Annotated in this window: 19 protein-coding genes; 10 read left to right on the top strand and 9 right to left on the bottom strand. The window is 66.6% G+C overall.

Features of this window, described 5'->3' with window-relative positions:
- Positions 1–106: 106 nt before the first annotated feature.
- Entirely contained in the window at positions 107–511 is a 405-nt protein-coding gene (locus AC5Y4N_RS09930; protein ID WP_499910496.1) for a DUF3099 domain-containing protein, read from the bottom strand.
- A gap of 77 nt (positions 512–588) precedes the next feature.
- On the opposite strand from AC5Y4N_RS09930, the gene AC5Y4N_RS09925 reads away from it, so the two are divergent.
- Positions 589–828: a DUF3039 domain-containing protein gene (locus tag AC5Y4N_RS09925; protein ID WP_499910498.1), complete on the top strand. Its 240-nt coding sequence runs from the start codon at positions 589–591 to the stop codon at positions 826–828.
- Here the strand turns inward: AC5Y4N_RS09925 and AC5Y4N_RS09920 are convergent.
- Together AC5Y4N_RS09920 and AC5Y4N_RS09915 are read right to left on the bottom strand one after the other, a co-directional pair.
- Complete coding sequence (locus tag AC5Y4N_RS09920) at positions 815–1795, bottom strand: YihY/virulence factor BrkB family protein (RefSeq protein ID WP_499910500.1); 981 nt, start codon at positions 1793–1795, stop codon at positions 815–817. The two genes, AC5Y4N_RS09925 and AC5Y4N_RS09920, sit on opposite strands and share 14 nt — an antisense overlap.
- A 51-nt stretch (positions 1796–1846) precedes the next feature.
- Positions 1847–2038, bottom strand: a complete 192-nt coding sequence (locus tag AC5Y4N_RS09915; protein ID WP_499910502.1) for a DUF7455 domain-containing protein — start codon at positions 2036–2038, stop codon at positions 1847–1849.
- Positions 2039–2188: 150 nt separating this feature from the next.
- Between AC5Y4N_RS09915 and AC5Y4N_RS09910 the strand changes: the two genes are divergently transcribed.
- Positions 2189–2542 (top strand): DUF952 domain-containing protein, encoded by a 354-nt coding sequence (locus AC5Y4N_RS09910; RefSeq protein WP_499910504.1) that lies wholly within the window; start codon positions 2189–2191, stop codon positions 2540–2542.
- Here the strand turns inward: AC5Y4N_RS09910 and AC5Y4N_RS09905 are convergent.
- Positions 2527–2889: a RidA family protein gene (locus AC5Y4N_RS09905; protein ID WP_499910506.1), complete on the bottom strand. Its 363-nt coding sequence runs from the start codon at positions 2887–2889 to the stop codon at positions 2527–2529. The two genes, AC5Y4N_RS09910 and AC5Y4N_RS09905, sit on opposite strands and share 16 nt — an antisense overlap.
- 41 nt (positions 2890–2930) lie before the next feature.
- Here AC5Y4N_RS09905 and AC5Y4N_RS09900 point away from each other — a divergent pair, with 41 nt between their 5' ends.
- The 4 genes from AC5Y4N_RS09900 to AC5Y4N_RS09885 all read left to right on the top strand — a co-directional run bounded on the left by AC5Y4N_RS09900 (position 2931) and on the right by AC5Y4N_RS09885 (position 5654).
- On the top strand, positions 2931–3710 hold the full coding sequence (locus AC5Y4N_RS09900; RefSeq protein WP_499910508.1) for a hypothetical protein: 780 nt from the start codon (positions 2931–2933) through the stop codon (positions 3708–3710).
- A 134-nt stretch (positions 3711–3844) separates the two neighbouring features.
- Entirely contained in the window at positions 3845–4291 is a 447-nt protein-coding gene (locus tag AC5Y4N_RS09895; protein WP_499910510.1) for a DUF4189 domain-containing protein, read from the top strand.
- 83 nt (positions 4292–4374) lie between these two features.
- A complete protein-coding gene (locus AC5Y4N_RS09890; protein WP_499910512.1) occupies positions 4375–5049 on the top strand; it encodes a cutinase family protein in 675 nt (224 codons plus the stop codon).
- Positions 5050–5300: 251 nt separating this feature from the next.
- Positions 5301–5654 (top strand): hypothetical protein, encoded by a 354-nt coding sequence (locus AC5Y4N_RS09885; RefSeq protein ID WP_499910515.1) that lies wholly within the window; start codon positions 5301–5303, stop codon positions 5652–5654.
- Between the two features lie 9 nt (positions 5655–5663).
- On the opposite strand, the gene AC5Y4N_RS09880 is transcribed toward AC5Y4N_RS09885, so the two are convergent.
- Together AC5Y4N_RS09880 and ppgK are read right to left on the bottom strand one after the other, a co-directional pair.
- Positions 5664–7193 (bottom strand): RNA polymerase sigma factor, encoded by a 1530-nt coding sequence (locus AC5Y4N_RS09880; protein ID WP_499910517.1) that lies wholly within the window; start codon positions 7191–7193, stop codon positions 5664–5666.
- Positions 7194–7368: 175 nt separating this feature from the next.
- On the bottom strand, positions 7369–8193 hold the full coding sequence (ppgK, locus tag AC5Y4N_RS09875) for a polyphosphate--glucose phosphotransferase (protein WP_499910519.1): 825 nt from the start codon (positions 8191–8193) through the stop codon (positions 7369–7371).
- A 94-nt stretch (positions 8194–8287) separates the two neighbouring features.
- Here ppgK and AC5Y4N_RS09870 point away from each other — a divergent pair, with 94 nt between their 5' ends.
- Positions 8288–9148 carry an inositol monophosphatase family protein gene (locus AC5Y4N_RS09870; RefSeq protein ID WP_499910521.1) on the top strand — a complete coding sequence of 287 codons (861 nt, stop codon included), beginning with the start codon at positions 8288–8290 and terminating at the stop codon, positions 9146–9148.
- Here AC5Y4N_RS09870 and cei read toward each other — a convergent pair.
- Positions 9145–9795, bottom strand: a complete 651-nt coding sequence (gene cei / locus AC5Y4N_RS09865) for an envelope integrity protein Cei (RefSeq protein WP_499910523.1) — start codon at positions 9793–9795, stop codon at positions 9145–9147. The genes AC5Y4N_RS09870 and cei overlap by 4 nt on opposite strands.
- A gap of 165 nt (positions 9796–9960) precedes the next feature.
- Here cei and AC5Y4N_RS09860 point away from each other — a divergent pair, with 165 nt between their 5' ends.
- Complete coding sequence (locus AC5Y4N_RS09860; RefSeq protein WP_499910525.1) at positions 9961–10263, top strand: DUF4193 domain-containing protein; 303 nt, start codon at positions 9961–9963, stop codon at positions 10261–10263.
- A 6-nt stretch (positions 10264–10269) separates the two neighbouring features.
- On the opposite strand, the gene AC5Y4N_RS09855 is transcribed toward AC5Y4N_RS09860, so the two are convergent.
- Entirely contained in the window at positions 10270–10758 is a 489-nt protein-coding gene (locus tag AC5Y4N_RS09855) for a DUF3093 domain-containing protein (protein WP_499910527.1), read from the bottom strand.
- Between the two features lie 25 nt (positions 10759–10783).
- Here AC5Y4N_RS09855 and dut point away from each other — a divergent pair, with 25 nt between their 5' ends.
- Both dut and AC5Y4N_RS09845 read left to right on the top strand, forming a co-directional pair.
- Complete coding sequence (dut, locus tag AC5Y4N_RS09850; protein ID WP_499910529.1) at positions 10784–11248, top strand: dUTP diphosphatase; 465 nt, start codon at positions 10784–10786, stop codon at positions 11246–11248.
- Positions 11248–11943 carry a DUF3710 domain-containing protein gene (locus AC5Y4N_RS09845; protein ID WP_499910531.1) on the top strand — a complete coding sequence of 232 codons (696 nt, stop codon included), beginning with the start codon at positions 11248–11250 and terminating at the stop codon, positions 11941–11943. The genes dut and AC5Y4N_RS09845 overlap by 1 nt, the downstream gene beginning before the upstream one ends.
- 5 nt (positions 11944–11948) lie before the next feature.
- Here the strand turns inward: AC5Y4N_RS09845 and AC5Y4N_RS09840 are convergent, their stop codons facing one another.
- Positions 11949–12647 (bottom strand): alpha/beta hydrolase, encoded by a 699-nt coding sequence (locus AC5Y4N_RS09840; protein WP_499910533.1) that lies wholly within the window; start codon positions 12645–12647, stop codon positions 11949–11951.
- Positions 12648–12736 lie beyond the last annotated feature (89 nt).

Raw genomic sequence — 12736 nt, 5'->3', positions numbered from 1 at the left:
CTCGAAGCGCGGTCGAAGTTCCCGTGCAATCAGTCGGGTAGCCCCTCTGAACTGCGGTTATTCAGTGGCGGCCTGAGAATAGGCTGAGAAATAAAGCCAGAGTGCCCTAATCCGGCTTGGGCTCGGTCGGATTCGGCCGGTCGAATTGCGGCGCGGCAGCGTGCCCTAGGTCAAGTTCTTGGCGATGCGCTGTCGGGAACAACGGCGTGCGGTGGGACTGCTTGTCGAACCGCCGAGGTTCCTCCGCGCGGCGCGGCGGGCGGTCGTTGGCGATCAGCACCGCCATCCACGGCAGCGGCACCGACGCCGCGACGATCAGCAGCGAGATCAATCCGTTGTGCCAAATGCCGTACGCGATCGCAGCCAGAATCAGCGCGGGGATGCGCCACGTCATCAACGTCAGGTACTTGCGCACCCGCCTGCGGTGTTCTTCTTCGTAGGGGAGCGCGGCGGCGGTGATCAGGACGGGCCGACCGTCGTCGTCGAAACTCAGCTCGTGGCCGTGTTTCATCCCTCCACTGTTTCACAACATGGCGCGGCCTGCGGAGGCGGTTTATTACGGTTCCCGGACCGGGCACAATGGCGAGCATGCAGACCGACACGATCGAGCGCACCAAGCCCGACGAACGCGTCGACGACGGGACCGACAGCGACACCCCGAAGTACTTCCATTACGTGAAGAAGGACAAGATCGCCGAGAGCGCCGTGATGGGCACCCACGTGGTGGCGCTGTGCGGCGAAGTGTTCCCGGTGACCCGCTCTCCCAAGCCGGGATCGCCCGTGTGCCCGGATTGCAAGCGGATCTACGAAACGCTCAAGAGGGGCTGATCCGCTCGGCCGTCGCCGGTTGCGGTTCGGGTTGCGGTTCGTCGGCGACGATCTCTTCGGCCCGTGCCTTGAGCCACCACCGCAACCGCCGGGCATGGGTATCCGGTGCTGGCCACTGCTCCTGGATCGCGTTGTTGAGTTCGGCGCCGATCACAACCGCGAACCCGAGGAAGAACGCGAACAGCAAGAAGGCGATCGGGGTGGCCAGCGCGCCGTAGGTGTAGCCGGTGCTGGTGATCCACTGCAGATACAGCCGCAGCACGTAGCTGGCCAGCAGGAACACCAACGTGGCCAGCACCGCCCCGAGGACGAGGCGATGGGTGGGCAGCGGGTTCGGCAACGACACCCGGTAGAGCACCGTCACGATGAGCACCAGGCCCAGTCCGAGCAGCGGGTAGTAGCAGTACTGCAATACCGTGTTCCAACTGTCGGGAATCCACTGCGCGATCTTTTGCGGGCCCAGCGCGATCAACGGCATCACCACGATCGCGACGACCAACATCGCCACGTAGATGCCCAGCGCGAAGAACCGCTGCCGCACCGGATGGCGCAGCGGTGTCTGGCCGTGCGCTTCCACGACCGAATCGACGAACGCCGAAATCGCCGACGATCCCGCCCATAGCGAGATCACGAAGCCAAGTGACACCACTTCGCCGCGAGCCCCTTGCACGATGTCGGTGATCGTCGGCGCGATGATCTCGTTGACCACGCTGGGGGAGAAGAAACTGTTCGCGGCGCTGACTAGCCGGTGCTCGATCGTGGGCAGTGTGTCCGGACCGAAGAACGGCGCGATGTAGGCGAGGCTGCCGAGAAGCCCCAGCAACAGCGGGGGAAGCGACAGCACTTGCCAGAACGCAGCTTGCGCCGACTCGGAAAATATTGAGTCGTCCCAAGCCTTGCCCAGCGTCCGGATGACGACGTGGCGAACCTGGTGTTTGGACACTCGCGCCGGCGCTTGGTCAGTCATGACCCGTCCAGCATTGCTGAACGACGGTGCGCCTGCCCAGCACCCCGGCGGTTACGCCTCGACGGCGCTCACCTCGAGCACCGCCGCCAGCTCGACCAGCTTGGCCTCGTGCTTGTTGGCGTGGTGTTGGCAGAAGAGCAGTTCGCCTCCGGAGGGCAACTTGGCCCGAACGCGAGCCGCAGCACCGCAGCGATCGCAGCGGTCAGCCCTGGTGAGTTCCGGACTGGTAAGCGTTGCGGTCATTGGTGTTCCCTTCTCGCGTTGTGGCTGTGGGCCCCTCTCGCGTCTCTAACTGTGACAGACACTTTCCCGTTCGGCTTTGTTCCGAAGCCCGCTGCGGGTGTGTCGTGTCTCACGTTTCACATCGCCTGTAGTAGGCGCATGGTTACCCAGATGTCTGTCCTGTTACATCTCTGTTCAGCAACAGATTGGGCGGACGCGCGACGACTCGGCGAGTACCGCCCGCCGTCGCTACGGGAGACCGGCTTCGTGCATCTGTCCACACCCGAACAGGTGCACCTTCCGGCCAACCGGCTCTACGCCGGGCGAACCGACCTCGTCCTCTTGCACATCGACCCCTCACGGCTTGAAGGGCCGGTGCGCTGGGAGCCCGGAGTAGCAACGGATCCCGCCTCGATGATGTTCCCGCACCTGTACGGTCCGCTGCCGGTGCGGGCGGTTTTCGCGGTGAGCGAATATCGGCCCGGGGCGGACGGCCGGTTTCCGCCGCTTCAGTCGGCGACGTAGGCGTCGGCCTCGATCTCGACTAGCAGCGCCGGGTCGATGAGCGCGGAGACCTCGACCATGGTGGCCGCGGGCCGGATGTCGCCGAACACCTCGGCGTGCGCCGCGCCGACGCGACGCCACTGGCTGATGTCGGTGACATAGATGCGAGTGCGGATCACGTCGGCCAGTGAGCCGCCCACTTCACGCAGTGCGGCATCGATCCGGTGCAGCGCGTCGCGGGTCTGAGCGGCGACATCGGTGCCGCTGCCGGTGGTGCCGGAGACCGCGATGTGTGGCCCGACCCGGACCGCGCGCGCATAACCCACTGCCGATTCAAAAGGCGAGCCGGAAGACAAGTTGCGCCGCACCCTGCGGAGCGTATCCAAGTGCCTCCCTACACTGACCGTCCGTGGGAATTCTCTTGGGTTTCGCGCCGTGGGTCGTCTACTGGGTGCTGGTCGGCAATGTCCCCTTCACCGCTGCGGTGCTGGTGGCGCTCGGCATTGCCGTGCTGTCGTTCGTCATTGCACGCGTTAAGAGTGCGCCCGCGCGGACGCTCGAAATCGGTGCTGTCGCAACATTTGTGGTGCTCGGGGTGCTGACGTTCACGGTGAGCCAGTCGTTCCTGGAACGCTGGATGCAGCCGTTGAGCAACGCCGGCATCTTCCTCGTTGCGCTCATCGGTGTACTGATCGGAAGGCCGTTCGTGCGTGAATTCGCCGAAGTGGGTCAGCCGCCCGAGGTGATCGAAAGTGAGCTTTTCGGCCACATCACCACGCTGCTGACGTGGATATGGGTCGCCGCATTCGCCGGGATGACAGTGTCGTCGGCGATTCCGCCGATCATTCAAGGCGATGCGACGATTCTCGACACGACGACCCCGCTGTCGTTCGTCTGTTACTGGGTGATTCCGTTCGCGCTGCTGGGGCTGGCGGCGTTGGCGTCGCGGTTGCTGCCGGAGCGGATGGCGCCCGCGCCCGAGGATGTGGTCCGTCAGACCACGTTCGTGGCGTACTCCGAAGCCACGATCGACGAGCTGTACTACCTGGCACAGGAGCACGCCAAACGCGAAGTGGGACCGGGCAAAGAGCCCTACGACGTCAAGGTCGGGGGCAAGGGCACTCCGCTGGTGGGCGACGAGTCCCGGCAGTCGTGGCCGTCGACGTACAAGGTGCGCGTACGCAGCTGAGCGCGTGGCGGCTCGGGGGAGGCCCATCGACTTCGTCTTGAAGATTTCGAAAAAAGTGTCCCCGCCGGGGCGAGTGGTCGCTCCTAGCAGGTGAACGCAGCCCACCGGAGGTTGCGCCACCCGAAGGAGACACCATGTCCACCATCCAAACCAAGTCCCAGAACCGGCGGACAAAGGCGGCTGCCGCCGCGATGCTGTTGGCCGCCGGCGCAGTGGTCGCCGGGGCTGTGAGCACCGCCGCACCGGCCAATGCACAAGACAAGTACGTCGCGATCTCGTTCTCACCGGAGACCGGTGCTTACGGCTGGGGCAACAACTACAACGACCTGGACGGCGCGCGGATCCGCTCGCTCGTCGAGTGCCAGAACCACGGCGGCTCACACTGCGTGTTCATCGCATGGGCTCAGAACTGGTGCGCGGCGCTGGCGGTCGGCGACCGCGGCGTGTACGGGCAGTACGACAACTACTACGGCTGGTATGGCCCGACCCTCGCCGATGCCGAGCAGCAAGCGCTGGCCAAGAACGGCGGAGGCCGCATCCTGGTGTCGCGTTGCGCGACCGGAAACCAGGGCGTGGGCTAACAGCAGCACCTGCGGTCGGCCCGCCATCGCCTGTCGGTGGCGGGCCGGCGTTTGGCAGCGCCAGATGTGGGGATATCGAACGCATGAAATTGCATCCGATGCCGGCGTTGTGCGCCGCGGCGTTGACAACCTGCGCGCTGGTGACTGGATCGCCGCCGGCCGGCGCAGCGCCGTGTCCCGACGTGGAGGTGGTCTTCGCCCGGGCGACGACGGAGCCGCCCGGCATCGGGGGAGTGGGGCAGGCGTTCGTCGATGCTCTCCGTTCCCGAGCCGGCGGGAGGTCGGTCGGGGTGTATGCGGTGAACTATCCGGCCAGTGAGGACTTCGCCCCGTCGGCGTCGACTGGTGCTGCGGATGCCAGCGCTCATGTGCAGGCGACGGCGGCGAGCTGTCCCAACACCAAGCTAGTGCTCGGCGGATACTCGCAGGGCGCGATCGTGATCGATTTGATCACCGCGGTACCGGTTCCGATCGGGGGTTTCGAGCCGGCGCCGATGCCGCCGGACGTCGCGGATCATGTTGCCGCCGTTGCTGTTTTGGGAAACCCGGCGGACAGGTATGTGGGTGCGCCACTGAACGTGATCAGCCCGCTGTATGGAGCGAAGGCCATCGACTTGTGCGCGCCGGGAGATCCGATCTGCTCGCCGGGGAACGTGTCGGTACCGAGTCGCGACGAGATGTTTTCCGCCGCGCACCTGTCGTATGTGACGTCTGGGCTGGCGGCGCAGGCGGGGTCGTTTGCGGCTGGTCGGTTGTAGCGGAGCCGGGCATTCCGAAGGGTTCGCGGAAAGCGTTGTGGGACAACGTTTTCCGCTCGTCAGCAGTGCATCAGGCGGCACGGGCAATGCCGATAGTTTGCTGTCGTGTAACAGCAATGCTGATAGCCGACGCAGAAGCCGCCACACAATTGTCGGGACGGTTTGCTGATTGCTGAGACAATGCTGTCGATCGCTTGTGATACTGCTTCGCATCCCCTGACAAAGACGTCTCGGGCGAAGGAGGCGGCGAAATGACGACGATTACTCGAGGACTAGCGATCGGGGCCTTGCTTGCCGGTGCTGCGGTTGGCCTGGCGAGCCCGGCATGGGCTGATCTGACCCCCGGCAATTACACCGCGACCATGCTCGACCCAGGAGCGTCGGGGAAAAAGGTTGGTGGCACAGTCAACTGGCCCGTAACCGAATGCGGACCCGATTGCCTACATATCAACGCGTGGGACCTGCGCCGGCAGGGCAATACGTGGACGGGCAACGACTCGAACGGCGCGCAGGTGTCAGTCGACAACAGCTCGTTGATTCTGACCATTCACTACGCGAATCCGCAGCAACCCGATGTCGTGATCGGCCTGACCAGAAACGGCTGAGCAGCGCGCTCAGTCCAGGTAGTCGCGCAATACCTGAGAACGGCTGGGGTGGCGCAACTTTGACATCGTCTTGCTCTCGATCTGGCGGATGCGTTCGCGCGTGACGCCGTACACCTGACCGATCTCGTCGAGCGTGCGCGGCTGTCCGTCGGTGAGCCCGAACCGCAGCCGCACCACGCCGGCCTCGCGCTCCGACAGCGTCTCCAGCACCGACTGAAGCTGATCCTGCAACAGCGTGAAGCTCACCGCGTCGACGGCCACTACGGCCTCGGAGTCTTCGATGAAATCGCCCAGCTGCGAGTCGCCTTCGTCGCCGATGGTCTGGTCCAAGCTGATCGGTTCACGCGCGTACTGCTGGATCTCCAGCACCTTCTCGGGCGTGATGTCCATTTCCTTGGCCAGCTCTTCGGGTGTCGGCTCGCGGCCCAAGTCCTGCAACAGTTCCCGCTGAATGCGGCCGAGCTTGTTGATCACCTCGACCATGTGCACCGGAATACGGATGGTGCGCGCCTGATCGGCCATCGCGCGGGTGATCGCCTGCCTGATCCACCAGGTGGCGTAGGTCGAGAACTTGTAACCCTTTGTGTAGTCGAACTTTTCGACCGCGCGGATCAAACCGAGGTTGCCCTCTTGGATGAGGTCCAAGAACGCCATGCCGCGGCCGGTGTAACGCTTGGCCAGCGACACCACGAGTCGCAGGTTCGCTTCGAGGAGATGGTTTTTCGCACGATCGCCGTCACGGCAGATCCACATCATGTCGCGACGCTGAGCGGGGGGCAGCTTCTCGCCGCGCTCGGCCATCTCGGCCATCAGCTGCGTGGCGTACAGGCCGGCCTCGATCCGCTTCGCCAGCTCCACTTCCTCCTCGGCGTTGAGCAGCGCCACCTTGCCGATCTGCTTGAGGTAGGCGCGCACCGAGTCGGCCGATGCGGTCAGTTCGGCATCCTTGCGGGCCTGGCGCAGCGCTTCGGATTCCTCTTCGTCCCAGACGAAGTCGCCCGACGCCTTGTCCTTCTCGCTCGGTTCGGCGATCTCGTCGTCCTCGGCGGCCGGCAACTCCTCGCTCGCTTCGGCGGTCTCGCTCTCGCCTTCGGCCTCCTCGGCCTCCTCGGCGGCGTCCTCGTCCACTTCCTCTTCGAGGTCCTCGAGTTCTAGATCCGCATCGTCGACGACGATGTCGTCGACCGGCTCCTCGAGTTCGAGATCGGTGTCGAGTTCTTCGGCGGCGTCTTCGACGCCGGCGCCCTTGGTGTCGACGGACTCCGGCGACGTCGCCTTCTTCGACCGGCTGCGCGAGGGCGCCTTGGCCGGTTCGGCCTCAACCGCCTCGTCGCGGGCAGTCCGGGGCTTGGTGGTTGCCTTCGCGGCTGCCTTATCGGGCGCCTTAGCCGCCGTCGACTTCGAATGAGCCGTCTTCGTCGCCTTCGTCGCGCGCTTGGCCGGCGCGGACGCCTTGGCCGCTGTCCGCTTGGCGGGGGTCTTGGTAGCGGTGCGCTTCGCCGGCTCTTCGGTCGCCTGGCTTGCCTTCGTCGCTGCCACGTACACCCTTTCGCGTCTGCCGACATCGCCAGCGTTGCGCAGGGGCCTCACCTGGAGCGGCCCAGTTGCGGCTGCCTTGCGCTGTGTCGAATGTCGGCGTGTTGTTTCAGTCTTTGATTCTCGCCGCTGTCTTCGATTTGCGGCCGCCGACGACCATTGTAACGACAGTGCCCGCTCAAACCCCGCTGAGCGGGCTGATTGTGCTGGTCACATCGACCTCTGCGGCCATTGCCGCGCCGACGATTCCGGCTGTGTTCTGCAGCGCTGCTGCAACCACCGGGGTGCGGCACTTGAGCAGTGGGATCCATTTGTCGGCTTTGCGGCTGATGCCGCCGCCGGCGATGAACAGATCCGGCCAGATTGCGTTCTCGATCGCCACCAGCACTTTGGTCACTTCGGGCGCCCAGCGCTTGTAGCTCCAGCCGTGCTTTTCCTTCACCGACGACGCAGCCCGGTGCTCGGCCTCCATTCCGCCCACTTCGATGTGGCCGAATTCGGTGTTGGGCAGCAGCACGCCGTTGTGGATCACCGCCGAGCCGATACCGGTGCCGAACGTCAGCAGCACGATGACGCCGGTCTGGTCCTTGCCCGCCCCGAACCTTTCTTCGGCCAGGCCCGCCGCGTCGGCGTCGTTGAGCACGGTCACCGGCTGCCCGTCGAGTGCCGCGCCGATCACTTTCGTGGCCTCGAGGCCGATCCACGCCTTGTCGACATTGGCAGCCGTGCGGATCACGCCGTTGGTGACCACGCCGGGATACGTCACGCCCAGCGGCTCGGTCCAGCCGAACTCCCTGACCACGGCCGCGATCGTCTTGGCCACGGCCTCGGGAGTGGCCGGCTGCGGCGTCGGCAGCTTGAACCGGTCGCCGATCAACTGGCCGGTCTGCAGGTCCACGATTCCGCCTTTGACGCCGCTTCCGCCGACGTCCACGCCGAACCCGCGACGACGCGCGCCGGCGGGCCTTGCGCTGTCGGTGATCGGGGTGTCGGTGGCGGTCATGGGCACTCCTGGGCGAGGCGGCGGCAGTCGACGCGACCCCAACCCTACTGGCTGCCGCTGGCGCGAGTCGGGATTCGCGTGCTGCGATGTTGCGGTGACCGTACGCGACGACGACGCGGCCGAACTGCGCTCGGTGGCTGAGAAACTGGCGGCGGAGGCGGCCGAGTTCGTGCGCGCTCGTCGCGCCGACGTCTTCGGCGGCGGCCGGCAAGATTCCGACGACGTGGTGCAGTCGAAGAGCACGCGCACCGATCCGGTGACCGTGGTGGACACCGAGACCGAACGGCGGCTGCGCGACCGGTTGGCCCGGCTGCGTCCCGGCGAACCGGTGCTGGGGGAAGAGGGCGGCGGATCGGGCGTCGACGCCGACGCTGACGCGGTCACCTGGGTGCTCGACCCGATCGACGGCACGGTCAACTTCGTGTACGGAATACCCGCCTATGCGGTGTCTGTGGCCGCCCAGCGCGGCGGCGTGTCGGTGGCAGGCGCGGTTGCCGACGTGACGCGCAATCAGGTGTATTCCGCGGCCAGGGGGCTGGGGGCGCGCATGGTCGACGGACACGGACTGTCAAAAGCCTTGCAGTGCAATGAGCTTCACGAATTGTCGATGGCACTGGTCGGCACCGGCTTCGGGTATTCACCGCAGCGGCGCGCCGCTCAGGCCCAGGTGCTGACCGGCGTGCTGCCCCGCGTACGCGACATTCGCCGGGCAGGCTCGGCCGCGCTGGATCTCTGCATGGTGGCCAGCGGCCTGCTGGACGCCCACTACGAGCATGGGCTCAACCGCTGGGACTGGGCGGCCGCTGCGCTGATCGCCGCCGAAGCCGGCGCCCATGTTCAGCTACCGCAAGCCGACGGGCCCGACCTGACGTTGGTGGCGGCACCGGGTATCGCTGCCGAACTTCACGAACTGCTCGAGCGCCTAGGGGCCCACGATCGGCTGCCCGACGGCTAGCACGAGTTGTCGTGGATCTTCGGCAGCAGCGAAAGATCCGGCGGTGCGGCCGCCTCAGGTCGCAGGCTGGCCAGCATCGCGTCGATGTCGTCGCTGTGGCTCAGCGCCTTGAACTCCGTGCCCAGCGCCAAGTCAACCGTGTCGTCGGGACGTTGGTCCTGATACAGCTCGACGCACGGCGCGACCAGCCAGACCGCCGCCGCGGCCGCCTGACCGGCCTTACCGAATCTGATCTGCCCTTGACACACCAGCCTGGTGTTGGCGTAGACGGCGTCGTTGTCGGCACTGGGCTGACCGAAGCCCAAATCGCGAAGGCCGTCGGCCACCGTGGCGGCCTGTCCGCCCTGCCCGCTGGCGTTGAGCACCCTGACCTTCACGTCGGCCAACTTGGCCGGCGCCACGTCGGTCATATTGGCGCGCGAGACTTCTTCGCCCAGCGTCGGCTGCGACGGGTCGCTCGGCCCGGGTGGTGGATTGCAGGCGGTGGCTTGATGCACATCGGAAGGACGGGTCAGGGCGATTACCCAGATGACGGTGGTGGCGAGCAGCAGCACCACCCCGACGATGATGGCCGGCGTGTAGTTTCGTCGCCGAAACGGCCGTCCGTGCCGGTCGTAGGCGGTGCCTTCGGTGATGAGCGCGACCACCCCTGCACTGTAGAGGCAGGCGCCGACGTGATCCGCAACACTCCCGTAAGGAGTGTGATGTAAATCACAGTTGAACAGTTCGGAATCCGGGCACGAATCGTTTGGCGGATGCGTTCGAGGCTGGTACAAAGCTCTGCTGCAATAAGTAGATAAGGGGGCAAGGGGATGGCTACGGACTACGACGCCCCGCGGCGTACCGAGACCGACGACGTGTCCGAGGACTCACTCGAGGAGCTCAAGGCGCGCCGCAACGAGGCGCAGTCGGCGGTGGTTGACGTCGACGAGTCGGAGTCGGCCGAGTCCTTCGAGCTGCCCGGTGCGGATCTGTCGGGGGAAGAGCTGTCGGTGCGCGTCATTCCGAAGCAAGCCGACGAGTTCACGTGTTCCAGTTGTTTTTTGGTTCACCATCGCAGCCGGCTGGCCAGTGAAAAGGACGGCCGGATGATCTGTACCGACTGCGCGGCCTAAGGGCGCTCAGGGCGCAGGCGACTGCTGTAGCGCCGTTAGCACGCGCTCCGGGCGGCGACTGCTCACCAGCCAATAAGGCGTCGGGTCATCGGGGTCGTCGAGAACGAGCAACACCATGGGTCCGACCCACGGTCGATGCAGAACGTAGGCCGCAGGATCGAGTTGGCGACCCAGCGCCGCCGATTTCGCCGATGTCGGAATCTCTGCGAAGCGGCTGACCACCGCGGCCGGCAGGTGTGCCGGACCGGCCCACAGCTCGGCGCCCTCGGCGCCGTCGACCACGCGAATTTCCACGCGGCCGAACCAGATCAACACGCCCGCGGCGACGGCGCCAAGCAATGCGAACGACACCCAGCCGGGAAGCTGGCGCGCCGCCTGGTTGACCTCCAGCGCCACCAGCGCGGCCAGCCCGAACGCCGGCGGCCACCACCACCACGGCACCGTCAACCGCTCGCGATAGCGCACCGATTGCGACGTTGCGGGGCTTGCCGACACCCGGCCAAGGGTAGTCTTTGGGGTCGTGTCCACCCGTCTGGCGGTCGTGCGCTTGGACCGCGACTTGCCGATGCCCAGCCGAGCCCACGACGGCGACGCCGGTGTCGACCTCTATAGCGCACAAGACGTCGAGCTCGGTCCCGGCGAGCGGGCGCTGGTATCCACCGGCATCGCGGTGGCCATCCCGTACGGGATGGTGGGACTGGTGCATCCGCGCTCGGGATTGGCTGCGCGCGTTGGACTTTCGATTGTCAACAGTCCCGGCACCATCGACGCCGGCTATCGCGGCGAGATCAAGGTGGCGCTGATCAACCTCGATCCCCGCACGCCGATCGTCGTGCACCGCGGTGACCGAATCGCCCAGCTGCTGGTGCAGCGGGTCGAATTGCCGGAATTGATCGAGGTGTCGTCGTTCGACGAAGCCGGCCTGGCGCAGACGACGCGCGGTGAGGGCGGGCACGGCTCCTCCGGAGGACATGCGAGTTTGTGATGGCAGAAGGCAATCAATCCATCGACCCGGACGTCGACGGGCCGTTCGACATCGAAGACTTCGACGACCCGGCGCAGGCCGAAGTCGCGCGACTCGACCTGGGCTCGGTTCTGATACCGGTGCCTGAAACCGGCCAGCTTCAAGTCGACGTCACCGAAATGGGCGTGCCGAGCGCGGTCTGGGTTGTCACGCCCAACGGGCGGTTCACGATCGCGGCCTACGCCGCGCCGAAGAGCACCGGGTTGTGGCGAGAGGTCGCCACGGAGCTGGCCGAGGCGCTGCGCAAAGACGGCGCGAAAGTGTCGATCGAGTCCGGCCCGTGGGGCCGCGAAGTGGTGGGCGTCGGAAACGGCACCGTGCGGTTCATCGGAGTGGACGGCTACCGGTGGATGGTCCGCTGCGTGGTCAACGGACCGGACCAGACCATCGACGCGCTTGCGGCCGAGGCCCGCAATGCGTTGGCCGACACGGTGGTTCGCCGAGGCGACACGCCGCTGCCGGTGCGCACGCCGCTGCCGGTGCAGCTGCCCGAGGTGATGGCCGCCCAATTGCGGGCCGCGGCCGAGCAGCAGGCCGCCGCCCAGCAAGCTCAGCAGCAACCTCAGCAGCAGGACGAACCGCCGCAGCCCACGGCGCGCCGCACCGCGCCCGGCTCGGCGATGCAGCAGCTGCGTACCTCGATGGGCGGCGCTTAGCGCGCTCAGGCTTCGTTGAGTGCGGCCAGGCACGCCGCCCCGAGCGCTGAGGGGTCGGCACCGAATTGGTCCAGGGTCACCGTGCGCAAGGCTGCCCTCGGCGCCGCGGTAGCCCACTGGACAGCCACGTCCACCGGATGCACCGGGTCATCCACGGCACCCACGACACCCAACGGGACAGTCAGCCCTTCGAGCTGCGCGCAGGTGGGTGCGACGTAGCCGGCCGCCTCTTCCATGGCGTCGGGCAGTGCCGGCCACTGCGCAGCCCAGGAGCGGGCGAGTTCGTCGGCAAGCCATGGCGGGCTCGACGCACGCATCTGAGCCGTCGCTGCGGCCAGGCCGTCACGTCGCAGCACGAGCGCCGACTGACGGGCGGCCAGGGCGGCGGGCGCGGTCGCCGGCGAGCCGGTCCAGGCCGGCAACGCCGCCATCACCGCCACCGCGCGGCGCGCGTGAGCAAGCGCCCACGCCACCGCGACCGCTGCGCCGATCGACACGCCGCCGACGGCTATCGGACCGTCGGCCGCCGCGTCGTCCAGCGCGGCGAGGTAGCCGGCGACCAGGCCGCCCGGCCGCGGTGCCACCGGGACGACCCGTGCGCCGGCCCGATGCAACGACGGGGAAAAGGCCCGGTAGACGTAGTCGTCGTCGGAACCGGTGCCGGGCAGCAGCACCGTGCACACTCCGCGCAGGTCGACCGCCACTGTTCGATCCTGCCTGCCTCGCTGCGCGACACGCACAGCAACTCCTAGGTCACATGGCAGATCGACTTCAAGAGGTCTACCGTTGCGGG

This window comes from Mycobacterium sp. NGS19, assembly GCF_059813155.1.
This window is presented reverse-complemented; position numbering and strand designations above follow the sequence as displayed.